General features: G+C 66.3%; 22 protein-coding genes and 1 pseudogene. 11 read left to right on the forward strand and 12 right to left on the reverse strand.

Annotation, left to right across the window (positions count from 1 at the left end; translation table 11 throughout):
• Nucleotides 1-38: 38 nt before the first annotated feature.
• From mnhG to OK17_RS07975, 6 genes are read right to left on the reverse strand one after another with little or no spacing between them, the layout of a single operon-like run.
• On the reverse strand, nt 39-371 hold the full coding sequence (gene mnhG / locus OK17_RS07950) for a monovalent cation/H(+) antiporter subunit G (RefSeq protein ID WP_006867329.1): 333 nt from the start codon (nt 369-371) through the stop codon (nt 39-41).
• A 10-nt stretch (nt 372-381) separates the two neighbouring features.
• Entirely contained in the window at nt 382-645 is a 264-nt protein-coding gene (locus OK17_RS07955) for a monovalent cation/H+ antiporter complex subunit F (protein ID WP_232716062.1), read from the reverse strand.
• Entirely contained in the window at nt 642-1,496 is an 855-nt protein-coding gene (locus OK17_RS07960) for a Na+/H+ antiporter subunit E (RefSeq protein WP_461417127.1), read from the reverse strand. Before OK17_RS07960 ends, OK17_RS07955 begins: the two co-directional genes overlap by 4 nt.
• Entirely contained in the window at nt 1,493-3,106 is a 1,614-nt protein-coding gene (locus tag OK17_RS07965; protein WP_232716060.1) for a Na+/H+ antiporter subunit D, read from the reverse strand. The genes OK17_RS07960 and OK17_RS07965 overlap by 4 nt, the downstream gene beginning before the upstream one ends.
• A complete protein-coding gene (locus tag OK17_RS07970) occupies nt 3,103-3,795 on the reverse strand; it encodes a Na(+)/H(+) antiporter subunit C (protein ID WP_232716059.1) in 693 nt (230 codons plus the stop codon). Before OK17_RS07970 ends, OK17_RS07965 begins: the two co-directional genes overlap by 4 nt.
• Complete coding sequence (locus OK17_RS07975; protein ID WP_461417128.1) at nt 3,792-6,770, reverse strand: Na+/H+ antiporter subunit A; 2,979 nt, start codon at nt 6,768-6,770, stop codon at nt 3,792-3,794. Before OK17_RS07975 ends, OK17_RS07970 begins: the two co-directional genes overlap by 4 nt.
• A gap of 73 nt (nt 6,771-6,843) precedes the next feature.
• Between OK17_RS07975 and OK17_RS07980 the strand changes: the two genes are divergently transcribed.
• From OK17_RS07980 to OK17_RS08015, 8 genes are all read left to right on the forward strand, one after another.
• Complete coding sequence (locus OK17_RS07980; protein ID WP_154884627.1) at nt 6,844-7,272, forward strand: hypothetical protein; 429 nt, start codon at nt 6,844-6,846, stop codon at nt 7,270-7,272.
• 197 nt (nt 7,273-7,469) lie between these two features.
• Nucleotides 7,470-8,963 (forward strand): aldehyde dehydrogenase, encoded by a 1,494-nt coding sequence (locus tag OK17_RS07985; protein ID WP_461417129.1) that lies wholly within the window; start codon nt 7,470-7,472, stop codon nt 8,961-8,963.
• Between the two features lie 363 nt (nt 8,964-9,326).
• On the forward strand, nt 9,327-10,196 hold the full coding sequence (locus OK17_RS07990) for an SDR family NAD(P)-dependent oxidoreductase (RefSeq protein ID WP_119031140.1): 870 nt from the start codon (nt 9,327-9,329) through the stop codon (nt 10,194-10,196).
• A 2-nt stretch (nt 10,197-10,198) separates the two neighbouring features.
• Complete coding sequence (locus OK17_RS07995) at nt 10,199-10,438, forward strand: ferredoxin (protein ID WP_127961770.1); 240 nt, start codon at nt 10,199-10,201, stop codon at nt 10,436-10,438.
• Nucleotides 10,435-11,667 (forward strand): cytochrome P450, encoded by a 1,233-nt coding sequence (locus OK17_RS08000; protein ID WP_461417130.1) that lies wholly within the window; start codon nt 10,435-10,437, stop codon nt 11,665-11,667. The genes OK17_RS07995 and OK17_RS08000 overlap by 4 nt, the downstream gene beginning before the upstream one ends.
• A gap of 178 nt (nt 11,668-11,845) precedes the next feature.
• The gene (locus OK17_RS08005) at nt 11,846-13,024 is read left to right on the forward strand and encodes an aromatic ring-hydroxylating oxygenase subunit alpha (protein ID WP_461417131.1); all 1,179 of its coding nucleotides are present in this window, start codon (nt 11,846-11,848) and stop codon (nt 13,022-13,024) included.
• A gap of 161 nt (nt 13,025-13,185) precedes the next feature.
• The gene (locus OK17_RS08010) at nt 13,186-14,706 is read left to right on the forward strand and encodes a class I adenylate-forming enzyme family protein (RefSeq protein WP_461417132.1); all 1,521 of its coding nucleotides are present in this window, start codon (nt 13,186-13,188) and stop codon (nt 14,704-14,706) included.
• Nucleotides 14,707-14,900: 194 nt separating this feature from the next.
• Entirely contained in the window at nt 14,901-15,536 is a 636-nt protein-coding gene (locus OK17_RS08015; RefSeq protein WP_461417133.1) for a TetR/AcrR family transcriptional regulator, read from the forward strand.
• 58 nt (nt 15,537-15,594) lie between these two features.
• Here OK17_RS08015 and OK17_RS08020 read toward each other — a convergent pair.
• The 4 genes and pseudogenes from OK17_RS08020 to OK17_RS08035 all read right to left on the reverse strand — a co-directional run.
• Nucleotides 15,595-15,723: pseudogene (locus OK17_RS08020) on the reverse strand (acyl-CoA dehydrogenase); the annotation flags it as partial.
• A gap of 162 nt (nt 15,724-15,885) precedes the next feature.
• Nucleotides 15,886-16,110 carry a hypothetical protein gene (locus tag OK17_RS08025; protein ID WP_461417134.1) on the reverse strand — a complete coding sequence of 75 codons (225 nt, stop codon included), beginning with the start codon at nt 16,108-16,110 and terminating at the stop codon, nt 15,886-15,888.
• 135 nt (nt 16,111-16,245) lie between these two features.
• Complete coding sequence (locus OK17_RS08030; protein WP_310951959.1) at nt 16,246-18,090, reverse strand: AMP-dependent synthetase/ligase; 1,845 nt, start codon at nt 18,088-18,090, stop codon at nt 16,246-16,248.
• 50 nt (nt 18,091-18,140) lie between these two features.
• Nucleotides 18,141-20,162 carry a flavin-containing monooxygenase gene (locus OK17_RS08035; protein ID WP_461417135.1) on the reverse strand — a complete coding sequence of 674 codons (2,022 nt, stop codon included), beginning with the start codon at nt 20,160-20,162 and terminating at the stop codon, nt 18,141-18,143.
• A gap of 104 nt (nt 20,163-20,266) precedes the next feature.
• Between OK17_RS08035 and OK17_RS08040 the strand changes: the two genes are divergently transcribed.
• Nucleotides 20,267-21,436, forward strand: a complete 1,170-nt coding sequence (locus tag OK17_RS08040) for an acyl-CoA dehydrogenase family protein (protein ID WP_461417136.1) — start codon at nt 20,267-20,269, stop codon at nt 21,434-21,436.
• Nucleotides 21,437-21,458: 22 nt separating this feature from the next.
• The gene (locus OK17_RS08045; RefSeq protein ID WP_074851849.1) at nt 21,459-22,598 is read left to right on the forward strand and encodes an acyl-CoA dehydrogenase family protein; all 1,140 of its coding nucleotides are present in this window, start codon (nt 21,459-21,461) and stop codon (nt 22,596-22,598) included.
• Between the two features lie 57 nt (nt 22,599-22,655).
• Here the strand turns inward: OK17_RS08045 and OK17_RS08050 are convergent, their stop codons facing one another.
• Complete coding sequence (locus OK17_RS08050; protein WP_461417137.1) at nt 22,656-23,816, reverse strand: CaiB/BaiF CoA transferase family protein; 1,161 nt, start codon at nt 23,814-23,816, stop codon at nt 22,656-22,658.
• Nucleotides 23,813-25,135 (reverse strand): oxygenase MpaB family protein, encoded by a 1,323-nt coding sequence (locus tag OK17_RS08055; RefSeq protein WP_461417138.1) that lies wholly within the window; start codon nt 25,133-25,135, stop codon nt 23,813-23,815. Before OK17_RS08055 ends, OK17_RS08050 begins: the two co-directional genes overlap by 4 nt.
• 186 nt (nt 25,136-25,321) lie before the next feature.
• Here OK17_RS08055 and OK17_RS08060 point away from each other — a divergent pair, with 186 nt between their 5' ends.
• Nucleotides 25,322-26,050 carry a nitroreductase gene (locus OK17_RS08060; RefSeq protein ID WP_154884612.1) on the forward strand — a complete coding sequence of 243 codons (729 nt, stop codon included), beginning with the start codon at nt 25,322-25,324 and terminating at the stop codon, nt 26,048-26,050.
• The last annotated feature ends 25 nt before the right edge of the window (nt 26,051-26,075 follow it).

Consider the following 26,075-nt stretch of genomic DNA (forward strand, 5'->3'; position numbering starts at 1 on the left):
AGCCCTCCGCAAGCTCCGGGGCTACTCAGGAAGCGGGGTCAATCCCGGTCGGGTGACTCCAGGTCGCGCTCCTCCATGAGGCCGTCGCGGGCGCGCTGTTCCTGGTAGGCGAGGCGTCCGATCCGGTGTGCGACCACCGGTGCGGTGATCAGGGCGAAGAGCCCCGCCAGGATGAGCATGCCGCTGTCGACGTTGTCGCCGAGGCGGACCACCGCGCCGATCAGGATGCACAGCAGTCCGAAGGTCTGCGGCTTGGTGGCAGCGTGCATGCGGCTCAGCGTGTCCGGGAACCGCACCAGGCCGATGGCGGCGGTGACGGCCATGAGGCAGCCGGTGAGGATCAGCGTCCCGCTGATGATGTCCACAATCATTTCTGCACCGTCATGTCTGGTCATCTCGCACTCGGAAACGGGCGATCGCCACCGATCCCACGAAGCTCAGCAGCGACAACGCGACGATGGCCGGCACGACCGTCGAATCGAGGCTGTAGGCCGCCCACACACCGAGACCGCACATGCACAGCGCGATGAGAACGTCGAGCGAGACCAGACGGTCCAGCGTCGACGGTCCGCGCAGGATGGCGATCATCGTCAGGATGGCGGCGACGAGAAGCATCGTCGCCGCGATCGTCCACACGACGCTCATGACTCACCTCGATCCGGGCGGGAGGTCTCCGTCGTCGCGGTCGGGATGTCCGCCGACTGCGCGCCGGCGACCGGTTGGATGGGCCGCACGTGATGGAAGTCCTCGTCGATGCCGTGGTATGGGCTGGGATGCCATTCGCTGTCGCGCTCGAAGGCCTTGATGAACATGCGCTCGACGTAGGCGACCTGGTCGTAGAACGCGCGCACCTTCTTCTCCGACCGGACGTCGAAGACGTGGACGTACAGCATGCGACGGCGGTGGTCGATCTCGAGCACCATCGTGCCGGGCACGAGGTTCAGGTAGTCGACGGCGAGGGTGAGGACCATGTCGGACTTGATCGCGACCCGAACACGCACCACGGCGCCGAGCGGCGGCCGGCCGGGGCGGATGGCCATCCAGCCGATCTGCAGGCTGGACACGAAGAAGTCGGCGACGAGCCGTACGACGAGTTGGGCCACCGACAGCGGGTGGATGCGACCCTCGACGGGGACACGCGGCAGCGGCAGCACGGTGAGCACGGCGACCGCGAGGACCACACCGCCGATGATGTTGGCCCAGGAGACGGTGCCCCACAACAACACCCAGACGAAGGTCAGCCAGGCGATGGTCCACAGCCGGACGCCGACCTCACGGCTGTCGCTGCCGAGCCACTTGGGTATGCGTGTGTGATTGCGCAGCCACACCAGCGCACTGACGAAGTGCCAGAAGATGAAGAGCAGGGACACCCGCCAGGTGTTGATCACCAGCGACAGCACGGGTCCCTTGGTGGACACCACCGGCGCGCGTCGTCTGGGTGCCGTGGTCCGGGCACTCTGTTCGTGTTTCCCGGTGGGTTGTTCTCCGGAAGTCACCGTGATTCACCTCCGCCCAATACGGCCTCGACGTACACGCCGCGGTGGACGACGTCGGTCGCGGCACTGTCGGTGAAGTCGAAGATCGGCCCGGCCCACACGGTGAGCACCAGACCGGCGACGACCATCGCGAACGTGGGGAGGACCATCATCGCCGGCATGCGGCCGACGTCCTCGCGTTCGGAGAAGGCGCCGTCGTCGCGTTCGTCGATGAGTGCGGACGGTCCCTGGTCGGCGAGTTCGCCCTCGGGGGCGTCGGCACGCGGCCGCCAGAAGCCCTTGGTCCAGATGCGGGCCACCACGTACAGCGTGAGAAGGCTGGTGACGACCGAGCCGGCCACCAGAATCCAGGCCAGCACCGAACCGTTCTGCGCGCCGGCCTCGAGGAGCGCGACCTTGCCGATGAAGCCGGAGAACGGCGGGATGCCGCCCAGGTTGAGCGCCGGGACGAGGAACAGTATGGCGAGGACGGGGCTGGCGATCAGGCCGCCGAGGCGGCGCAGCGACGCCGATCCCGCCTGGCGTTCGATGAGCCCCACCACCAGGAACAACGTGGTCTGGACGAGGATGTGGTGGGCGACGTAGTAGATCGCCGCCGACATCCCCAATTCCGACGACAGGGCGATGCCGAAGACCATGTAACCGATGTGGCTGACGAGGGTGAACGACAGCAGACGTTTGATGTCGGACTGGGCGATCGCACCGAAGATGCCCACGATCATCGTCAGCAGACCCGCGACCATCAGCACCGTGTCCATCGACCCGCCGGGGAACAGCAGCGTGTGGGCACGGACGATCGCGTACACACCGACCTTGGTGAGCAGGCCCGCGAACACGGCGGTGACCGGGGCGGGTGCGGTCGGGTAGGAGTCGGGCAGCCACGTCGACAGCGGGAAGACCGCGGCCTTGATGCCGAATGCCACGAGCAGGACGGCGTAGAGCGCGTTGCGGGTGCCACTGGAGACGTCGTCGAGGCGGACCGCCATCTCTGCGAGGTTCAGCGTGCCCGTGGTGGCGTAGGCGAAAGCGATGCCGGCCAGGAAGATCAGCGACGACACCATCGACACCATCACGTACGACGCGCCGGCGCGGACGCGTTCCTCGCTGGCGCCCAGCGTGAGCAGCACGAAGCTCGCGGTGAGGAGCACCTCGAAGGAGACGTACAGGTTGAACAGGTCGCCGGCCAGGAAGGCGTTGCAGACACCCGCGGTGAGGATGAGGTAGGTCGGCAGGAAGATCGACGTCGGCTGCTGGGCTGTGCCGTCACGGATACCCTGACCGATGGCGTACACGATGACGCAGAGCAGCACGATCGTCGAGACGACCAGCATCAGGGCGGCGAGTTGGTCGACGACCAGCGTGATGCCGAGCGGACCGTTCGGATAGCCCTTGTCACCCCACCCGCCGATGGCGACCGCGAAGGTGCCGTGCCGGTCGGTCAGAAAGAGCAGCAGACACGACGCGATGAAGGCCACGGAGATCGCGGCGATGGCGACCACGCGCTGGAACCGCGGGCTGCGGCCGAGCAGCAGCGACAGCGCGGCGGCGCCGAGGGGGACCAGCGTCGGCAGCGTGATCAGGACGGGAATCCAGGACGGCTGCGGAATCATCGGTCACCCCCTTCGGAATCGTGTTCGGCGTCGTCGGTGTCGACCTTCTCCCCGGAGGCCCCGATGACCTTCGGGTCGTCGGATTCGTCCTCGGGGATCTTGTCGCCCACGAGGTCGGGGTCGTCCTCGGTGTCGTCGGACCCGATCTCGTCGACGACGTCGTCGGAGTCGGTCGGCATGATGTCGGTCTCGTGCAGTGCCGCATGCCGTTCGGCGACCTCCTCGGGGGAGAGGGGGTTGCCCGAGTCGTCGAAGTAGTCGCCGCTCGCGGTGTCGGACAGGGTGACCGGGTCGTCGCTGCGGTCGCGGTCGGGGGCCGTGTCCAGCGTGCCGGTCTTGATCTTGACGTCCTCGACGTCGTCCTCGAGGTCGTCGTCGTCGCGGTTGATCACGAACAGCCGGTAGACCAGGGCGAGAACGAAGGCCGCGACGCCCATGGTGATGACGATCGCGGTCAGGACCATTCCCTGGGCGAGCGGGTCGGCATCGGTGGCACGGTTCTCCGACGACCGGCCCAGGATCGGCGGATTCCCCATCCCGCCGGACACCACGATGATCAACAGGTTGAGTGAGTTGCCGGCCAGGAGCAGGCCGAACAGCATCCGGACCAGGCTGCGTTCCATCAACAGGTAGACGCCGCAGGCGGCCATGACCCCGACCACGAGGAGAAGTGGGAGGTTGGTGCTCATCGGGCCACCTCTTCCTCTCCCGTCGGAACGTTCTCGGCTGTCGGCTCGTCGGACTCGGCGGGGATCGCCGTCGGATCATCTCCCTGGGTGCGGACCGGAGTGCGCGCGATCGTCGTCTCGACGTCGAGGCGGGCTCCGAGGCTGCGCAGCACGTCGAGCACCAGGCCGATCACGATCAGGTAGATGCCGAGGTCGAAGAACAGAGCGGTGACCAGCTTGATCTCGCCGAGGACGGGGACGGTGATCTCGAAGACCGCCGACGACAGAGCAGGCGCCCCGAAGAACATCGAGGTGACCGCGGTGGCCGCGGAGATCGCCAGGCCCGCACCGAGGATGCGACCCGGTTCGATGGGCAGGGCCTCGCCCAGTTCGTAGCGGCCGCCCGCCAGGTAGCGCAGGACCAGCGCGAGACCCATGGTGAGACCGCCCGCGAAGCCGCCGCCCGGCGAGTTGTGACCGGCATAGAAGAAGTAGACCGAGAGGATCACCATCGTCGGGAACAGCAGTCGGGTGGTGGCCTCGAGGACCATCGACCGATGGCGCGGATCGCGCAGACCAGAACCGAGCAGCCAGGTCGTGCGGTCCGGTGGGATCTGATCCTCGTCGTCATCGGGGTCGCTGCCGCTGATACCGGCCTGCAGCCGGGCGGCGTCTGCGACGCGTGGAGCCGCGCCGAAGCGTCGGTTGCGGAACACCATCGAGGCGACGCCGGTCGCGGCGGCGATCAGCACGGACACCTCGCCGAGCGTGTCCCAGGCGCGGATGTCGACCAGCAGGACGTTCACCGCGTTCGCGCCGTGGCCGTACTTGTAGGCGGCCTCGGGGAGGTCGACGTGCAGGGGTTCCGTCGAGCGTGCGGACGCCGCGTACAGGCCGATCACCACGAGCATGGCGCCGAAGGCGAGGCCGATCAGCGCGCGTAGGGGCTTGAAGCCGGTGGCGTGCCGCTTCTCGGGCTCGGCGGGCAGCTTGCGCAGGACGAGAACGAAGATGACCAGAGTCAGTGTCTCGACCAGGAACTGGGTGAGCGCGAGGTCGGGAGCACCGTAGAGGGCGAAGAGCATGCCGGAGCCGTAACCGGTGATACCGACGAGCAGTGTGGCGGCGAGGCGGTTGCGCAGGACGACCGCGGCGAGGGCCGCGGCGATCATGATGCCGCCGATGACGAACTGGGGCGCGGTGGCGTCGTAGTCGATCTGCAGCTGGTCGCGGGCGCCGACGAACAGCACGATCGTCGGCAGCAGGATCGCCGTGCAGAGGATGATGCCCTGGGTGATCGGCAGCGATCCGCGCTGGGTGTTGCGCGTGAGAAGCAACGAGATGGTGTCGGCCGACCGCAGCGCGGCGTCGTAGATGCGGTCGGCGTTGAGCACCGGCCGGAAGCCGAAGACGCGGTCGCGGATCCTGCGGATGCCGAGGAAGGCGATGGCACCGCCGACGATCACGATGATCGAGAAGATCACCGGGAGTCCGAACCCGTGCCACAGCGCGAGGTGTTCGAGCTCGTGTCCGTAGCCGTTCAGGGTTTCGGCGTAGGGCTCGAAGAGGGCGCCGATCGGCCCGCTGACGAATCCGGCGACCACGCCGGCGACCGCGAGGACGACCGGGGAGATGTAGAAGGCCCAGGCGGGGGCGTGCATCTTCGCCACGGCCGGGCTGGGGGTGTTGCGGACCTTGCGTCCGAACGCACCCCACAGGAACCGGAGCGTGTACGCGCAGGTGAGGATCGATCCGACCAGCAGGACGATGTCGACGGTGTGGGCCTGCCAGGGGTCGAGGGCCCCGGTGTCCCAGACCGACGCGAAAGCGGTCTCCTTGCCGATGAACCCGAAGGTGAACGGGATACCGGCCATGCTCGCGCCGGCGAGTGCGGCGGTGGCGGCGAGCACCGGCAGGCGGTGTCCGAGGCGGGCGAGTTTGCGGATGTCGCGGGTACCGGTCGCGTGGTCGATGATGCCGACGACCATGAACAGCGACGCCTTGAACATGGCGTGCGCGACGAGCATGGCGAGACCGGCCATGGCCACGTTCGCGTCGCCGATGCCGACGAGCACGGCCATGAATCCCAGCTGGGACACGGTGCCGAAGGCGAGGATGAGCTTGAGGTCGAGTTCACGCAGTGAACGCCAGCCGCCGAGGACCATCGTCAGCGCACCGAGGCCGACGACGGCGATCTGCCAGCTGGCGGTGGCCGAGAAGCCCGGGGCCAGGCGCGCGATCAGGTAGATGCCCGCCTTCACCATCGCCGCGGCATGCAGGTAGGCGCTGACCGGGGTGGGGGCGGCCATGGCGCCCGGGAGCCAGAAGTGGAACGGGACGATGGCCGACTTGCTGAGCGCGCCGATGAGCAGCAGGACGATCGCGATGTCGACGTAGACGCCGGTCGGCGGTGCCGAGACGATCTCGGAGAGCAGGTAGGTGCCGGACCGTTCGCCCAGCATGATGATGCCGACGAGCATCGCCAGACCGCCGAACGTGGTGACCAACAGCGCCTGGGTGGCCGAGCGGCGGGCCGTCGCGCGAACGTTGTAGAAGCCGACGAGCATGAACGACAGGACGGTCGTGAGCTCCCAGAACACGTAGAGCACGAGCATGTTGTCGGAGATGACCAGGCCGAACATGGCGCCGGCGAAGGCGACCATCTCGCCGCCGAACAGTGCGACGCGCGGGCGGGCGTCGTCGAAGTAGTGGGCGCAGTAGCAGAGCACGAGGGCGCCGACACCGAGGATCAAGACCGACAGGATGGCTGTGAGGGTGTCGAACCGGGTGACGATGTCCATCTGCAGCGACGGAACCCAGCTCACCGTCTCGACGACGGCGCGGTCGGCCTCGGGGGCGGGCCAGTGGGAGATCACCCAGATCAGGGCGCCGAGAGGCGCGAGCGCGAGGATGTAGAAACCTCGGGTGCCGATCCAATGGATGACTGCGGGCGCGATGAGCGCGCACACTGCCAACGCAGCCAACACAGAAATCAAAAGGGCACTCCGTCTTTCTCCCGGCGGGGTGTCACGGGCGATCACCCGCGGGGACTACTTTACCGTTGCCCGTATGTTCCGGTTCGACTGGCTCTGGCGCCTACTTGTGGTACTCGCATCGATCGTCATGGTCGGAGGCGTCCTGGCGGGGTGCGGCGACGAGGAACAAGCAGGTCCGGACGGTGTCCCGCTGCCTTCTGACTTCCCGGTCACACAGGTGCCGCTGATCGACGGTCACGTGCTCTCCGCCAGTGGTACCCGGGCCGACGGCTGGGAGGTCACCGTCCAGGGACCGGCGAACGCCGGTAACCAGCTCGAGGCGGCGACGAAGAAGCTCACCGACGCCGGCTACGTCGAATCACATCGCTCCACCGAAGGTGGTCAGTCCGTCGCCGTGCTGTCCGCGGCCAAGGGCGGGTCGACCTACTGGGTCCAGATCGGTGCTTCGCCACAGGCCGCAGGTGGCGGCGCGTCCGTGTTCTATCTGGTCAACGTCGAATAGGCCGACGTGAGAGCCCCCGCTTCGGCGGGGGCTTTTTCATGCCACGGTCGGCGAGACAAATGACAGAACATGTCAGGTGTTGACCTAATGCCTTTCGGTTATTACTCTCTCTTGTGACCCGCTTCACAGCGCAGGCGCCCCCATGCCGGACGTCATGTCCGGTACCGGGTGCACAACCGAGATCGAGGAGCTGTTCCATGACCACGACCGAACAGGTGACCGACCCCCTGGAGACCATCGCCGACCGCGACAAGGTGTTCATCGGTGGGCGCTGGGCGGAGTCCAGCGGCGACGAGTGGATCGAGGTGGTCGATTCGTGGTCCGAGCGGCCCGCGGCCCGCGTCCGCGCCGCCACCGCCGACGACGTGGCACGCGCCGTCGACGCCGCCCGGGCCTCCTTCGACCGCGGCGAGTGGGCGCGTAGGTCGCCCGCGGATCGCGCCGACGTGATCGACGCGATCGCCGACCGGCTCGAGGCGCGCATCCCCGAACTGACCACGCTCGGCATCGCCGAGGTGGGTGTCACCACCCCGGTCAGCGCCATGACCCAGCAGATGGTGCTCGGGCTGTTCCGTGCGGTCGCGGCCGAGGCGCGCAACGTGAACGTCGTCGAGGAGCGTCCCCGTGCCGACGGTGGTGTTTCGCGCATCGTCAAGGAGCCGACCGGCGTCGTCGCCGCGATCATCCCGTGGAACGGCCCCATCGGCAGCATCGCCTTCAAGGTGATCCCCGCGCTGGCCGCCGGCTGCTCGGTGGTGCTCAAGACGTCGCCCGAGGCGCCGTTGTCGCCGTCGGTGTTCGCCGACGTGGTCGCCGAACTGGTCGAGGAGGGCAGGATTCCCGAAGGTGTCCTCAGCGTGCTCGTCGCCGACCGTGAGGTCTCCGAGTCGCTCGTGGTCAACCCGCAGGTCGACCACATCACCTTCACCGGAAGCACCGCCGTCGGGCGTCGGATCATGAGTCTCGCGGCCGATCGCGTCGCGAAGGTCTCGCTCGAACTCGGCGGCAAGTCCGCGGCGATCATCCTCGACGACGCGGACCTGAACACCGTGATGGCCAACCTGCCGATGGCCGGCTGCATGCAGTCCGGGCAGGCCTGTGTCGCTCTGACCCGCGTCCTCGTCTCGCGCAAGCGCCACGACGAGATCGTCGCGGCCTACAAAGCGGCGCTGGACATGATTCCCATCGGAAACCCTTGGGAGCAGACGAATTTCCTCGGCCCGCTGACCTCGGCCCGTCATCGTGACCGCGTCGAGGGTTATATCGAGAAGGCCAAGGCCGAAGGCGGCGAGGTCGTCTACGGCGGAGGTCGCGTCGGGGATCAGGGCTTCTTCGTGCAGCCCACGATCATCGACAACGTCCGCAACGACATGACGATCGCGCAGGAAGAGGTGTTCGGTCCGGTCATCTCGATCATCACCTACGAGGACGAGGACGACGCGGTGGCGATCGCAAATGACTCGGTTTACGGCCTGTCCGGTGCGGTTTTCACCGCCGATGTGGAGCGCGGATTCGAACTGGCACAGCGTATTCGGACCGGAACGGTGAACGTGAACACCTCGGTTCTCGACTTCACGCTGCCGTTCGGCGGCTACAAGCAGTCCGGTGTCGGCCGCGAGGGCGGGGCCGAGGGTCTCGAGGAGTTCTTCGAGATCAAGACGGTGCACCTACCGGCTCCGCAGGCGTCCTGACCCCGGTGCGGCCGGACCGTATGTCCGGCTGCGCACCAGACAACTGAAACGACGCCGCTTCGGCGACCGCTCACGGGTCGCCGCCAGCGGTGCGCGGTCCGGAAAACGACCAGGCGTGACACTGTCACGCCTGGTCGTTGTCGTTCAAAACGGCTGTGCAACAACGAAAAAAGAAATATCCGAGCTGCTGACAAATATCACTTGACGTCTCATGTTCAACGCTCTAACGTGAGTCGGGAAGGTGGCGGTCATCACATCGACTCAAGCGTCACGATGCGGGTCACCTCGTTTCACGGCGTCAGTCAGCCTGTCTCCGATCTCTTCGGCAGGTATCGCCACTCACCCCCAGAGCAAGGATCGAACATGAAACTCGAAGGCAAAGTCGCACTGATCACCGGAGCCGGCTCGGGTCTCGGCCGCCAGTCGTCGCAGATGTTCACGGCAGAGGGTGCCAAGGTCGCCGTCGTCGACATCGACGGAGATCGCGCCGAGCAGACGGTGAAGCTCGTCGAACAGCAGGGCGGCGAGGCGATCGCCATCACCGCCGACGTCGCCAAGAAGGACGAGATCACCGCCGCGGTCGACCAGACGGTCGCCGAGTTCGGCAAGCTCGACATCGCTTGGGCCAACGCAGGAGTCGTCTCGCGCGGCGGTGTGCCCACCGTTGCCGGCGGCGAGCAGGTCAACTTCGAGGACCTGACCGAGGAGGACTGGAACAATGTCCTCGGCGTCAACCTCACCGGTGTCATCTACACCGCCCAGGCCGCGGTTCCCCACCTCAAGAGCAACGGCGGCGGCACCATCATCGCCACCTCGTCGGCGGCCTCGTTCCTGGCCTACCACCAGATCGCGCTGTACTCGGCCACCAAGGCCGGCGTCAACGGCCTGGTGCGCGGCCTGAGCCTGGATCTCGGTCCCTTCGGTATCCGGGTCAACGGCATCGCGCCGACTCACGGCATGTCGCCGAACTTCCTGATGCCCGCCGGTTCGCCGGTCGTCGGTCAGTCCTACGAAGAGGTCGCCGGCCCGTGGGATCCCTTCGTCTCGCCGATCCCGCTCAAGCTGAACCGTCCGCCGTCACTGGTCGACAACGCCAAGATCGCGCTGTTCCTGGCCTCGGATGACTCGGCCTACATGTCCGGACAGGTCATCGCCTCCGGCGACGGCGGAACGCTGTCGCGCGTCGGCATGTGGTTCCCCGAGGACCTCGACCAGAAGAACCCGAACGCCTGACCATGTCCTCACCGCAGCCCACCACACTCACTGTGGATCGCGTGGCGTGCGCCGGACACGGACTCTGCTACGGGGTCGCCCCTGATCTGATCGACGCCGACGATCAGGGCGACCCCGTGGTCCCGGAGCGCACTCTCACGCCGGACGAGGCGACTCAGGCGAGCGAGGCGGTGTCGATGTGCCCGGAGCGGGCACTGGCACTGCTCACCACCACATCCACGACCACCAAGGATCAGCAATGACAACAGCGGAACGATCCCGCGAGGACGTCACCGTCGACTTCGACGTTTACGACCCGTCCATCGCAGCCCCGGTAGATCGATTCCAGGAGTTCGCCGCAGAACTCGCCGCGAAGGGTCCGGTCGTTTACTCGACCGCCCATGGCGGACACTGGATCGTCACCTCCTACAACGAGATCCACGAGGTTCTGCGTGACGCGGACACCTTCTCCAGTTACCCCAACAACCTGGTGACGAACGAGGCCTTCGGCAAGTTCATCCCGATCGAGCTCGACCCGCCGGAACACACCGGTTACCGCAAGGCGCTTCAGCCGCTGTTCGGTCCGGCCCGCATGAAGAAGCTGTCCGACGACATCCGCGGCGTCGTCAACGACCTGCTCGACGGGTTTGCGAAGAAGGGTGAGGCCGAATACATCTCGGAGTTCGCACACGAACTCCCGGCCCGCATCTTCCTGGCGCTCATGGACTGGCCGGTCGAGGACGCGCCGCTGTTCACCGAGGCCACCGACGTCGTGCTGTTCGGCAAGCCCGGTGGGACCGAACAGGAATCGCTGGAGGCGCGCGCGATCGCCGGCATGCAGATGCTCGGCTACTTCCAGAAGATGGTCGACGAGCGACGTGCGAACCCAGGTGACGACGTCACCTCGCAGCTCATCCACACAGAGGTGGAGCTCGAGGACGGTCTCCGGCTGCTGACCGACGAAGAGCTGAACAGGATGTTCTTCCTGCTGCTCATCGCCGGCCTGCACACGGTGCAGGGCTCGCTGGCGTGGGCGATCGTCCACCTGGTCAACAATCCCGAGCAGCGACAGGCGATCATCGACGACCCCGAGCTGATGATCCCGACCGCGGTCGAGGAGATCCTGCGCATCGAGGCCGCCGTGGTCCCCGGGCGTCGTGCCACCCGCGACGTCGAACTGGGCGGAATGAAGATCTCCGAAGGCGAGCAGCTGATCCTGATGCTCTGCGCGGCCAACCGCGACGACGAGGAATTCGACGACCCGGACGCGCTCGACATCGCCCGCAAGCCGAACCGCCACCTGTCCTTCGGTGGTGGGCCGCACCGTTGCCTCGGTTCGCATCTGGCGCGTATCGAACTCACGATCGCACTCGAGGAGATCCTGCGCCGCATCCCCGATTTCCAGCTCGTGGAATCAGATCCGCCGGTGTTCCACTCCAGTCAGGTGCGCGGCTGCGTCCGCATGCCGATCCGGTTCACCCCGGAGTCCTGACCGGGCCCGGCGTGCCCTGATCACCGGTGTGGTGGGTTGTGTTCCGCGCCCGCCACACCGGTCCAGGGGCGTCGCACCATTGCTCCGTAAAACTTACTGCTGTAGGTTTAATGCAGTGCCTGTCCCAGTCCGGACGGGTGCGTCCCAACTCGACAACCGCTCCTCCACGGAGGGAACCATGACCACTTCGCTTCCCCGGCAAGATCGAATCCGGCGTGCGCTCGAGCTCCTGCGCAACGAGACGACGGACAAGTTCGACGAGATCGTGCAGTTCGAGCCCGAGGAGTTCACCGACCCGGTGCTCGCCAAGGAGGAGCGCGACCACATCTTCGGCCGCGTGCCCTCGATCGTCGCGCACGGCAGCGAGATCTCGCGTCCCAACGACTTCGTCACGGTCCAGATGCCGCGGAACAACATCATCGCGGTGCGGCAGAAGGACGGCAGTGTCCGCTCCTTCGTCAATCTCTGCCGGCATCGGGGCGCGATGCTGGAGAAGAGCGAGAAGGGGCGCTGCCGGATCTTCTCCTGCGGCTACCACCGCTGGTCCTACGATCCGGACGGTTCATTGCGGACCATCACGCGAGACTCGACTTTCGGCGATGTGGACCGTTCCGACCACGGCCTGATCGAGATCCCGACCGAAGAGCGTCACGGGTTCATCTGGGTCGTCGACAACGCCTCGGCCGAGATCGACGTCGCGGCCTGGCTCGGTCCCGAGATCGACCCGATGCTCGCCGAGTACAACCTGGACAAGCTGGTCTGCTTCCGGGCCGCGGGTTTCGACGAACCCACGAACTGGAAGATCATGCAGGATGCGTTCCTGGACGGCTACCACATCCAGTACGCGCACCCGAACACCGCCGGAAAGATCATCCACACCAACGTGATGGCCTTCGAGGACTTCGGCCGGCACTGCCGGTTCATCGCGCCGCGCAAGTCGATCGACCGCTTCCTCGAAGAGGATCCCGGTGATGCCCCGCTGGACAAGTTCGTCACCGAGACGCACTGGCTCGGCCCGAACAGCACCCTGCTTCGCCAGCCGGATCACTTCCAGCTCTTGACGTTCCGGCCGCACCCCACCGATCCGACCAAGTCCCGGATGGAACAGCGCCTGATGGTGCCGACCGTCGAGGACAGCGGTATGGAGCAGGAACGGTGGGAGCGACTGTGGAACAAGAACTGGGAGATCCTGCTCGCGGTCCTGCATCAGGAGGACTTCCCGTTGCTGCGGGATTCGCAGCAGGGCATGGGCAGTGCCGACGCGGGAGACATGTTGCTCGGCCGCAACGAGATCGCCAATCAGGTCTTCCGGCGTGAGACCAAGCGGCTCGTCGCCGAAGGGCGTGCGGGCGCCTGATGTCGAAGGGCCGGTTCGTCGGAACCGGCCCGCGACCGTAAAGTCCGATTTATCCTATAACCGTTAGGTGAGTGGGGCCGGCCGATCCGCCGGCCCCGCGCCTGCGGCGGCCGCGCCTCTCGGCCACATCGAAACCTGTTGACAGAGAAGAAAGTACGATCATGACCACAACCATCGGCAAGGCGCTCGACTGGTGGGCCCGTACCAAGGGTGATACCACCGCTGTGGTTTTCTCCGGTTCCGAGATCTCCTACCGTGAGCTGCGGGACTGGAGCAGTCGCATCGCCCGTCTCCTCGTCGAGAGCAAGGGTGTCGCTCCCGGTGCCCGGGTGGGTCTCCTCGGGCCGAACTCGCTCGAGTGGCCGGTCGCGGCCCTCGGCGCGCTGAAGTCCGGCGGCGTCCTGGTTCCGCTGAACAGTCGCTACCGTCCCGCCGAGCTCCGGAAGATCGCCGACGACGCCGGTATCGGCGTCGTGATCGTGGCCCCGGGCTTCGAGCAGCTGGCCGAGGACACCGCGGCGATCGGTGCACCGTTCAGCGTCATCACCTACGCCGAGCTCGAGGCGCTGCGCGCCGGCGGTGCGGACGACTTCCGTGTCGATCTCGAACCCGACGAGCCGACGACCGTGCTGTTCACCAGCGGGTCCACCGGGCAGTCCAAGGGCGTGATCCTCACCAACCGGACGCTCATGTCGATCGTCTTCGAGAACACCCTCACCGAGGAGGGTTTCCGGCCGGGAACCACCACGCTGCTGGTCCTGCCGCTCGCCTTCACCCCGGGCCTGGTCTACGGACTCCTGATCACGACGGTTCTGGGCGGCACGCTGGTCGTCGAACCCGAACTGAATCCCTCGAACGCGGTGAAGCTCCTCGAGAAGCATTCGGTGGAGGCCATCTTCGGCGTCCCGCTGATCTTCGAGGCCATCTCGCGTGCCCCGGAGTTCGCCGATGCGGACCTGAGCGCCCTGAAGACCGCGATCGTCGGCGGCGCAGCCGTTCCGGTGCCGTTGCTGAAGCGCTGGGCCGACAAGGGTGTCCTCCTGCGTCAGATCTACGGCATGACCGAGGCCGGCGGCGTCGCGACCGCGACGATCCGCGAGGAGGCCTTCGAGTTCCCGGACCGGTGCGGCACGGGGTCGATCTTCACCGAGGTCAAGGTCTTCAACGACAAGGGTGAGGAAGCGGCTCCCGGAGAAGCGGGTGAACTCGTGGTCCGCGGCCCGGGTGTCACCCCCGGCTACTGGAACGACCCCGAGACCACCGCGCAGGCCCTCCGCGGCGGATGGCTGCACAGCGGTGACCTCGGCGAAGCCGACGAGGACGGCCGCGTGAAGTTCGTCGACCGCCTCAAGGACCTCATCATCTCCGGCGGCATCAACATCTCGCCGGTGGAACTCGAGATCGCGATCGGCGCCATCGACGGCGTCCAGGAGGTCGCCGTGATCGCGGCGAACGACGACCGGTTCGGCGAGACCCCCGCGGCGATCGTGACGGCCGCCGCCGATGTCGACGAGAAGGCGATCGTCGAGCACTGCCAGAAGGTCCTGGCCGACTTCAAGGTGCCCCGTTACGTCGTGATCCGGCAGGACCCGCTGCCCCGCCTCCCCAGCGGAAAGATCGCCAAGACGGTGATCCGGGACGAGTACAAGGACGTGGATACTCGCTTCGATCGCGTGCGCTGAGGGGTGCGCGTGCGTTAGACGAGGTGCGCGCCGGTTGTGAGACGGCCGAGGTTGCGGAGGATATCCGCGCCTCGGTCGTTTTGCTTACCGGCCGGCTCGGCGAGACGGCCGACGAGGCTGTCTCGATTTTTGAGCGGCGCGGACAGATAACACAGTTTGTCTGTTGTAACATGGGTTTTGGGAGGTGCACTCACGTGGCACGCAGAAAGACGGGCAACGTCCTGAGCGAGGACGTCGAGGAGGCCCGTAAACAGATCATGGTCGCTGCGGAGAAGGTTTTCCAGCGATACGGCGTATCCAAGACGACGATGGACGACATCGGTCGTGAGGCCGGGGTGTCCCGTCCGACCGTCTACCGCTATTTCGGCGACCGCGACACTCTCATCTCGGCCATCATCGAACGACGGTCGCGCATGCTGTTCGCCAAGGCGCGGAAGTTCCTGCTCGAGAAGGATTCCTTCGCCGACCAGCTCGTCGAGGGCCTGATCTTCCTGGTCGACCGGGGACGCCGCGATCCGCTGATCCGCATCCTGGTCAGTCCCGAACACATGCAGATGGCCGAACCCCTCGTCGGAGCGTCGGGGCTTGCCGCCCGGCTGACCGCGGAGATGTGGGATCCGGTCATCGAGCAGGCGATGGAGCGCGGCGAGATCCGTCGGGATCTCGACAAGGAGAAGATGGCCGAGTGGATCGCATTCGTCCAGTTCATCCTTGTCGGGCGACTGGACTTCGACCGCCCCGACGACCCACAGCATCGGGAGATGTTGCGCGACTTCGTGCTCCCGGCGTTCCTTCCGAGCGCGGTACCGGCGGCCGAGCTGAAACGCTGACGCGGCGAGCGTGTCGCCGGACACGCGCGTGCCGAGTCCGGCGACCGCTGCCCTGACCTCGGATCAGATCCCGGTGGATGATCTCCTTCATGATCGCGTCGGTCCCGCCGTAGATCCGCCGGGTACTCCATCATGTAGCCGTACCCCCGTGGAGCTGCACACCCGCGTCGATGACCTTGTCCTGCAGGTTCGGTGACCTATCGTTCCGCCTTGGCCGCGTCGACGTTCCCGATGGGCGTTGGGCAGGCGACCAGTCGGAAGTCGGGTGCCCGGCGTTGTTCGGTCGTTCCGTCGGGGCGGGGCCATTCGGTGATGAGGTCGACGGTGTCCCCGCGGCCGGACGCGTCGGTCACCCGGTGGCGCGCAGCGGATTCCGAACACGAACAATCGGTACGGCGTCGATGTCGAGACGGGCGCGAAGGTAGACCCCGTCGAACCACCCGTGACATTCGGCGAACGACAGCATCTCGCGGACCTCGTCGAGCCACCGCCGGTTGTCGCTCAGGGACTGTAGCCACCACGTGTTGACATAGGCGACGTTGCCGTCGATGTAGCCGATTCCGCGCCGGTGCACCCTCTCTGATGTATCGGCCGCGCTGATCCGCGTCCTCACCGAGAGACTTCGCAGATTCTCTCGGTCAAGGACTCGGACCGTTTGTGCTTCGACGCAAATCTCCATGATGCTGCCCCGGAATGTTGTCGTGCCGATCTAACGGGCCGTGGACGAATAGATGTCCTCGATGATCTCGGCGTACTTGGTCGTGACGCCGCGTCGTTTGAGCTTCATCGTCGGCGTGAGTTCATCGGAGTCGGGGAGCCATTCGTCGGCGAGGAGTCGGTGACGTTTGATCTGTTCGACGCGGGATAGCTGCTCGTTCGCGCGGGCAACCGCCTGGTCGACTTCGGCTTGCAGCGCGGCATTGTCGATGAGTGCCGCAGGGCTGGCGTCCGAGAGACCGTGCGCGGCAGCGAAGGTGCGGGCGGCATCGGGATCGAGGACGATGAGCGCTACGTTGTAGGGCCGGCGGTCGCCGATGACGCACGCCTGACCGATCAGCGGCGAGGCGCTCTTCAGCTTCCCCTCGATGTTGACCGGGGACATGTTCTTGCCCGCGGCGTTGATGATCAGTTCCTTCTTGCGGTCGACGATCGTGACCCATCCATCGTCGTCGATCCGCGCGATGTCGCCGGTGTGCAGCCAGCCGAACTCGTCGATCGCCTCGGCCGTCTTCTCGGGGGCCTTGCGGTAGCCGCGCATGACGTGCGGGCCGCGCAGCAGGAGCTCGCCGTCGTCGGCGAGCTTGGCCTCGGTGCCCGGTTGGGCCAGGCCCACCTTGCCGACACGGATGTCGTCGGGCACGTTGGTGAATCCCAGCGCGCCGGTCTCGGACATCCCGAACCCCTCCTGGAGCGGCAAGCCGAGCGCGAGGAAGAACTCGTGCACCGCCGGCGCGATCGGCGCAGCGCCGGTCATGAGGAGCGCGACGCGGTCCAGTCCGAGTTGTGCCCGGAGGTCGGCGAATATGCGTTCGTCGGCGACGCTGACGGCGTCCTGTAGGTCTGCCGGAACCGGTTCTCGGCGTTGCTCGATCTGTACCAGGCGGATCGCTGCCTCCAGCGCGGCCGACGTCGCATCACGCGGGCCGTCCGGCAGTGCCGAGAAGCGGGCGAGGAGACCGGCCCGGAGCTTCTCCCAGATCCGCGGCACACCCAGGAACCAGGTCGGGTGAGCCTCGGCGACCGCGCCGAACACGGCTGTCGCATCACGAACAGTGGTGATGGGCCACCCCGTCACGGTCGCGAGGTAGTGCGAGAACACGCGATCGGCGGCGTGCGCGGTCGGCAGGTAGCTGATGGCCGCACCGTCGACGTCGAACGGGAAACGCAGGTTGCAGGTGTACATGACGAACATCAGATTGGCGTGGGTGAGTTCGACGCCCTTCGGATCTCCCGTCGTGCCCGAGGTGTAGATGAGCGTGGCCAGGTCGTCGGCACGGACCGAACGCCAGGTCTTCTCGAAGTCGAAGTCCGCGGGGCGGCGGCCGCGTAGCTCATCGAGCGGGGTGATGGTCGCGGGACCGTTGCCATGGACGGTGGGTGCGCCTGCCGGGTTCGTCACCACGAGGTGCCTGACGGTGGGGGCGGCGGTGCGCTGGAGGACGTCGAGGAAGGCGGAGTCCGCGACGACAACCGAGTTCCCGGCGTTGTCGAACAGGTAGCTGATCTGATCCGGCGCCGAGGTGAGATAGATGGAGAACGGCGTCGCGCCCAGGTGCAACACGGCCATGTCGACGACGTGGAACTCCGGGCTGTTCGGCAGCATGATGGCGACCGTGTCACCGTGTCCGACGCCGAGATCGGCGAGTCCGGCAGCCACTTCCTCAACCGCCGTGCGGTATTCGGACCAGGTCAGCGATCGCTCCTCACCGAAGGCGCTCAGGGCCGTGGAATCGGGCCGACTCGCGGCCGTGGCCTGGAAGGCCCCGACCAGCGTGGTGGCGGAGATACCCGGGGCGGCAACAGGTGCGGACGGGGCCTGCGGTGCGTGTGTCATTGTGTTCTGCCTCGATTGCGATGGGACGAGATGGTGGGGGCGGGCCGGGCTCAGTGGGTGAGTTGTCCGGCGCCGCCGGACGACTCCTGCGCTGTCGCGGCGGTTCCGCGCGTGGTGACGAACTCGGCGAAGTCGGGTTCGTGGACACGACGCCAGTAGTCGACGTACCGCCAGGGGCTGTTGGTGACGATCCGTCCCCGTGCGTTGCGGTAATACGTCGTGGTACCGCCGAAGTGCCACACCGTGTCCTCGAGCGCTTCGTCGAGTTCGCGGTTGTAGGTGTCGAACGCCTCGGGACGGACCTCGATCGAGTCGAGCCGCTCGTCGATCATCGCGCTGATCAATGCCGTGACGTGCTGAATCTGCATCTCGGTGCCGGCGATGACCGTGCCGCCGTGACCGGTGTTGGTGTTGGGGCCGTACAGGCAGAAGAAGTTCGGAAATCCGGGCACGGTGATACCGAGGTGGGCACGGCCGTCGTCGGTACCCCAGACCTCTCGGAGTGTGCGTCCGTCGCGACCACGGACCGTGAGCGACCCCAGAACATCTACGGACTTGAAACCCGTTGCCAGAACCAGCACGTCGGCGCCGTGGTCGACACCGTCCGAGGACCGAACCCCGTTCGTCGTGACTGTGCTGATACCGGTGGTGACGAGAGCGACATTCTCGCGGCGAAGCGTGCGGAACCAGCCGGCGTCGATCAGCAGTCGCTTTCCGTACGGCGGATAGTCGGGCAGGCTCTTCGCGAGAAGGTCTGGGCGACCGTCGAGTTCGTTCTCGATGTACGCGGTCAACATGGCGCGTAGTCGGTCGTTTCCCTTGTTGATCGCGCGCCCGAGGTGGGGATAGTCGCGATCGACCTGCAGGAGGCGCCACACCTTGTCGCCCATCCGCCAGAACAAACGGGCGCGATACCACGCGAGATAGAACGGCACGTGTCTGTTCAGCCAGTGCGCCGAGTCGTCGACCGGCTGCCCTTTGAGCGGATGGGGCATCGCCCATTGCGGTGTCCGCTGGAACACCCGGACCTCGGCTGCGTCTTCGGCAGCGGCGGGAACGAACTGCATGGCGCTCGCACCCGTGCCGATGACCGCGACGCGTTTGCCTCGGAGGTCGACCGCCGGGTCCCACTGCGCCGTGTGCAACACGGGGCCCTCGAAATCCGACAGTCCCGGCAGGTCGGGGATGCTGGGCTGGTTCAGCAGTCCAACCGCGCTGACAACGACTGTCGCGGTGAGGCTCTCGATCTCACCGGTTGATACCGATCGAAGGTCGAGGGTCCAGCCGGCGGTGGCCGGGTCGAACTCGGCCTGATCGACCATCGTCGAGAATCGTGTGTGGGCCAGGACGCCGTGGCGTTCGGCCAGTGCTCGCCAGTATGCCGCGAGCTCTTCCTGCGGAGCGAAGTAGCTGGACCACTCCGGGTTCGGGTCGAAGGACAGGGCGTAGAGGTAGCTCGGGGTGTCGACCCCGCAGCCCGGGTACACGTTCTCGTGCCACGTGCCGCCCACGTCGTCGTTCTTGTCGATGAGAACGTAGTCGATCCCAGCCTGCTGCAAGCGGATTGCCATGGCCAGTCCGGATATCCCCGCACCGATGATCGCGACCCGGAAGCCATCCGTCGGAGTGGACTGCGGTACCGAATGGCGGCGGTACAGGCCCATCTCCTCGCCCAGGAGCTGCCCGTAGTCGTCGGGGAGTCGCTCGGCAAGCATCACCGAGAGGATCCGTGACAGTCGTTCAGGGGCCGGTGCGTCCGCAACGTCGAGGTCGCCATCGCGCCACGCGCGAAGCGTTGCCGAGGCCTCACGCCGAATGCGTTCGGCGAGTTCGGGTTCGAAACCTCCGGTGTCGTGGTCGCCGAGATCGGGAGGAGCGGTCGGCAGGTAGGGATCCTCGATCCAGCGGTCATCGCCGGTCAGGAGAGCCAACGAGCCGAGCAGGATCGGGAGATTGGCGTGTCTCAGTGCGCGTGCGAGCTGCTCGTCGGTGAAGTCGGCGTCGGGCCGGAACGCGCCGTCGGGAACGCCGCTCCACTCGGGCGCAAGGCGGGGGGAACTGGACTCTGGCATACACGAGACCATACAATGTGTTCAGACGTGGCGTCAATCACATTTCCGCCGACGGCTGAGCACCGCGGCCCACCCCGTCAATCGATCGACAGACAGGACAGACAATGACAGTCACCGCGAATCGTCCACGCGCACGAAGTGTGTACGAACCCGAGCACGAGGCATTCCGGGAGAGCTTCCGCCGGTTCCTCGACACCGAGGTCGTCCCGGGCTACGAGAACTGGGAACGGGAGGGGCGGATTCCCCGCGAACTCTTCCGGAAGGCCGGCTCGCACGGATTTCTCGGGATGTCGGTCGACGAGGAGTTCGGCGGCGGCGGCACCGATGACTTCCGGTTCAACGCGGTCATCGCCGAAGAGGTTGCCGACGCGGGGGTGATGTCGTTCGGGGTCAACCTCCACAATGACATCTGCGTTCCGTACTTCGAGCGTTATGCCGACGACGAGCAGAAGCGACGCTGGCTGCCCGGCCTGGCGTCGGGTGATCTCATCGCGGCCATCGCGATGACCGAGCCGGGCACTGGCTCCGATCTCGCGGGCATCACCACGACGGCGAAAGAGGAGGGTGATCACTTTGTGCTGAACGGTTCGAAGACGTTCATCTCCAATGGGATCAACGCCGATCTGGTCATCGTCGCTGCGCGGACCGAGAGCGGCGGTGACCGCCACGGCGGCCTGTCGTTGCTGGTTGTCGAACGCGACACCCCTGGCTTCCAGCGTGGGCGCAACCTGGAGAAGATCGGCATGCATGCGCAGGACACCGCCGAATTGTTCTTCGAGGACGCCCGGGTCCCCAGGGGGAACCTGCTGGGTGAGCGAGGTGGAGGCTTTCGTGCACTCGTCACCAACCTCCCTCAGGAGCGGCTGACGATCGCAGTGGCGAGCACGGCCGCGGCGGCCCGCGCGGTCGAGCTCGCGCGGGACCATGTGAGTACCCGAACCGCATTCGGAAAACCGTTGGCGGCCAATCAGAGCATCCGGTCCACGCTCGCCGACGCCTTCGTGCAGACCGAGGTCGTCCGTGCCTTCGTCGATGACTGCCTGCTCCAGCACACGACCGGTGGCCTCACCGCCGATCGGGCCGCGATGGCCAAACTCGCGGCAAGTGAGGTCCAGGGGCGCGTCGTCGACCGGTGTCTGCAGATGTTCGGCGGCTACGGCTTCATGGCCGAGTATCCGATCGCCAAGGCCTACGTCGACGCGCGCGTGCAGCGAATCTACGGCGGAGCCAACGAGATCATGAAGGAGATCATCGGCAAGTCCCTCTTCCGTTGAGGGCTGACGAGAACACGACACCATGAAGAGAACACTTTTCGACTCCGAACATGATCAGTTCCGGGACACCGTCCGGTCCTTCCTGACGAAGGAAGCCGTTCCGCACACGGCCGACTGGGAGGAAGCCGGTGAGGTCAGTCGTGACTTCTGGACCGCGGCGGCCGATCAGGGTCTGGTCGGCTTCGCGGCTCCGGAACAGTACGGCGGCGGGGGACTACGCGACTTCCGGTTCAATGCGGTGCTGAACGAGGAAGTGGTCCGCACCGGGACCGTCGGCGACGGCTTCTCGCTGACCAACGACATCGTGCTCCCGTACTTCCTGGACATCGCGACGCCGGAACAGCAGGGACGTTGGCTGCCCGGCATCGTCAGTGGTGAGACCGCGATCGCCATCGCCATGTCCGAACCAGGTACCGGTTCGGACCTGCGCGCGATCAAGTCCACCGCGACCCGTGTCGATGGTGGGTGGCGTCTCAATGGTTCCAAGACTTTCATCACTCGCGGTATCCAGGCCGACCTGATCATCGTCGCCGCTCGGATTCCGGAGAACGACGGCGGTGGATTCGGATTGTTCGTCGTGTCCGGGGACCACGAGGGATTCCAGCGCGGTCGAAAGCTGCAGAAGATCGGCCGCAAGGCGCAGGACACCGCGGAGTTGTTCTTCGAAGACGTCCTCGTCGCGGAATCGGACGTGCTCGGTGAGCCGGGCAAGGGGCTGCGATACATGATGGGAAACCTTGCCCAGGAACGGTTGTCGATGGCGGTCGTCGCGGTCGCCCAGGCCGAATACGCGGTCGAGACCGCCATCGCCTACGGCAAGGAGCGCAAGGCCTTCGGTCAACCCATCGGGAGCTTCCAGGCGAACCGCTTCACCCTGGCCGAGTTGTCCACGCAGGTGGGAATCGCCCGGGTGTTCGTGGACCGGTGCATCGAGGCGCAGAACGCCGGAGAACTCACCGCAGCCGAGGCGGCCGGCGCGAAGTTCTGGACCACCGAGCTGGAGTTCAACGCACTGGACACCTGCCTCCAGATGCACGGCGGGTACGGCTACATGGAGGAGTACGACGTCGCGCGGAGGTGGAGGGACGCGCGGGTGCAGCGGATCTACGGCGGCACCAACGAGATCATGCGCGAGATCGTGGGCCGCTCGCTCGGTCTGTGAACCAGGGTTGAATCGGTGGTTGCCCGGGAAGAACTTTCAACCGGGCAACCACCGATGTCACGGAGTCGAGTCGACCACGCCGTCGGCGAGGAGGGATTCGATCTCGGTCGGGGAGAAGCCGGTCTCACCGAGCACCTCGACAGTGTCGGCGCCCGGCGCGCGCCGCGGACGAGGACTCGTCGGCGGGCGACCGTCGAAGCGAGGGGCCGGAGCCGGTTGAACGACGCCGTCGACCGTCACGAAGGTGTTCCGGGCTCGATTGTGCGGGTGCTCCACTGCCTCCGACATCGTCAGAACCGGTGCGTAGCAGGTGTTTCGGCCGTCGAACAGCGCGTCGAGTTCGGCCCGATCGTATTCGGCGACCCGGTTCTCGAGAATGATGCGGTACTCGTCCCATCGCTTCGAATAGAGATGGTCGTGCCGCATTGCATCGGGCAGTTCCAAGACATCACAGAGCTCCGTCCAGAACTGATTCTCGATGGCGCCGATGCTCACCCACTGTCCGTCGCGGGTCTCGTAGACGTCGTAGAAGAACGCGCCGGTGTCGAGCAGGTTGGCGCCGCGTTCCTCGACGAAGTCGCCCTCCGCCCGGTACGAATGGAACATCGCCATCAGGGCCGAGGCGCCGTCGATCATCGCCGCATCGACGACACGGCCTCCGTGCCCGGCGCGGGCGGACAGGATGCCCGCGAGCATCCCGAAGGCGAGAAAGGTTCCTCCGCCTCCGAAGTCGCCGACGAGGTTGAGGGGCGGAACCGGTGGCCCGCCCTTCCGTCCGATCTGATGCAGGGCGCCGGTAAGTGCGATGTAGTTGATGTCATGCCCGGGCCGCGACGCCATCGGACCGCTCTGGCCCCAGCCGGTCATCCGTCCGTAGACGAGGTTCGGGTTGTGGTGCAGACAGTCTCGTGGCCCGACGCCGAGGCGCTCGGCGACGCCGGGGCGGAAGGTCTCGATGATCCCGTCGGCGTCGGCGCAGAGCCGGCGGACGACGTCGGCACCCGCCTCCGACTTGAGGTCCACGGCGATGTGCCGTCGACTCCGGAAGAGGATGCCGTGACCGCCGACCGCCCAGGGGTTGCCCCCGGGTCGGTCGACGGTGATGACCTCGGCGCCCATGTCCGCCAGCATCATCGCCGCGAACGGGCCGGGGCCGATGCCGGCGAGCTCGATGATCCGGGTGCCGGCCAGCGGAGGGGGTGTCGACTCGACGCTCACTTCTTCGCGACCACCGGCATGCCGCCCTTGTTCGCGGCGATGTCCGCGTGGACCTCGTCGGGGTTGGCCACGGCCATCTCCTTGTTCGCGCCGTCGGGGAGTTTGATCGCGTCGTTGAATTGGCGAAGCATGGTGAACGCGGCCTTCTCGTCGTCGTGCGGCAGCACTCGCCCGACTCGATCGGCAAGGGTGACGAGCGGGCTGATCGTCGGCAGGATGTGCCGCCATCCGGTCTTCTCGACGCCCAGAGCATCCATGACGTGCGGCGGGATCCACGAGTGCAGCAACCCATATGCGAGCTTGAGTCGACGTTCATTCGTCATGAACTTGGCAACCGGTCCCGGCAGCACCTCGACGTCGCCGGGCGGGTTCTCGACGCTGTATTCGATGATCGAGTGGACGACGTCGTGGCAGAGCTCGTCCGGCGGCAGTTCGACCAGCGTGTGCAGATCGGTCTTGCGACGAGCGTCCTCGTAATCCGTGTGCAGGATGTCCTCGGGAACGCCGATCACATATCCCACGTAACGGCTCAGGGCGAAGATGTCCTCGAGTTCACGGTCGCTGAAACGGATTCCCGCGGACTGGACCGCATCGGTGAACTTCACCCCGAACTGGCCGGCCTGGGTGACCATGCTGTCGAAGTTGTTGATGGGGATGCCCCAGCCGGCCCAGTCCCAGTGGTCGGATCGCCCGAGACTGTGACGAACCGCGGCATGGATCATGCGGACCTTCGCGGTGAGGCGAAAGCCCTCCTCGAAACGCGCCATCCCGCCGGGGGTGTAGGCGGCGACCACGTACCGGAAGCTCTCGATGAGCCGGGTCCCCACCTTGTCCTGCTCGCGGAGCCGGCCGCTGAACAGCACCGGACGGGTGGCGCTGTACATGGAGAACCCGCCGGCGATCGCACCCCAGGCGAGGACGGGAGGGACGATCGGGCCGGCGCGCCAGAACGCGACCGCACCGCGGTAGAGCTGATCGAAATCGACCCAGTCGGGGATGTGGTCGAGCTGGTCGAAGAGCGCGATCAGTCCGGGGCTGGGGTCGTCGATCGCGTCGATCCCGTGATCCAGGGCGTGGTCGAAGGTCCGCCACGTCGAATTGTTGGATTTGTCCTTGAAGTCGAGCATCGCCGCGTAGGCATAGTCGTCGGCGAGCAGGGCGTGGTCGGTCAGCTTCTCGACCAAGTCGCGACCGTACATGGCGATCGCTTTGTCCTTGTTCGCAATTCGACCCAGGTCGATACCGCGTGGCAGTCCCGGCGGAACGTCGAGATCGCCGCGGAAACTGGTCGGCTGCGTATGTGGCTCGGTGATGGTCATCGCGCCTCCTAGGGGGGTGGACGGTACGCCGACCTCGTGTGATCGGCGTTACAACGCAGGGTAGACCCACCTGAACACTATGTCTACACTGAATGTCTGGCCGCATGTCGGCCGGTCCGTGACGCGATGTGCCCGCGGTCAGCCGTGTCGCACGCGTCGACCCGCCCCCTACAACGAGGAGTATCGATGTCGCCGCTGCCCCAGGACTCGACGAACGCAACGGTGGCGTCGCCTCCGGAACCGCTGCCGCCCCGGACCTTGCGTGAGCTGTTGGAATCCCGGTGGAGTTGCCGCGAATTCCTCCGTCGTCAGGTATCGCAGTCCGAGATCGAGAGAGTGGTCGACGTGGCCCGTCTGACCCCCTCGTGGTGCAACACGCAGCCGTGGCACGTCGACGTGCTGAGTGGGGGCGCCGCCGAGGGTCTGCGCGACGCCCTGCGGGCCGCGATCGCGGATGGACCGGCGCAGAATCCCGACATCGAGTTCCCGGCTGCGTATGACGGCGTCTACCAGGAGCGTCGTCGCGAGAGTGGTCTACAGCTCTACGCAAGCGTCGGTATCGAGAAGTCGGACCGGGCCGGTTCGGCCCGACAGATGTTGCGCAACTTCGACTTCTTCGGTGCGCCGCATGTGGCGATCGTCACGACCGAGGCTGCGCTGGGTCCCTATGGAGCGGTGGACTGCGGATTGTTCGTGAGCAACTTCATCCTGGCGGCCCACGAGCTCGGGATCGCGACCGTTCCGCAAGCGGCGCTGGCGACGCAGTCGCCGGTGATCCGGGAGTATCTCGGGTTGAAGCCGGAACGGCAAGTAGTCGTGGGTATCTCGTTCGGTTATCCCGACCTGGACGCGCCGGTAAATGTGTATCGCACCAGCAGGCAGTCGGTCGCAGAGGTCGCGTCCTTCCACTGCTGACGGCCGCGGGCTCCACGGCGGAGGC

The sequence above is a fragment of the Gordonia sp. GN26 genome (assembly GCF_054823965.1).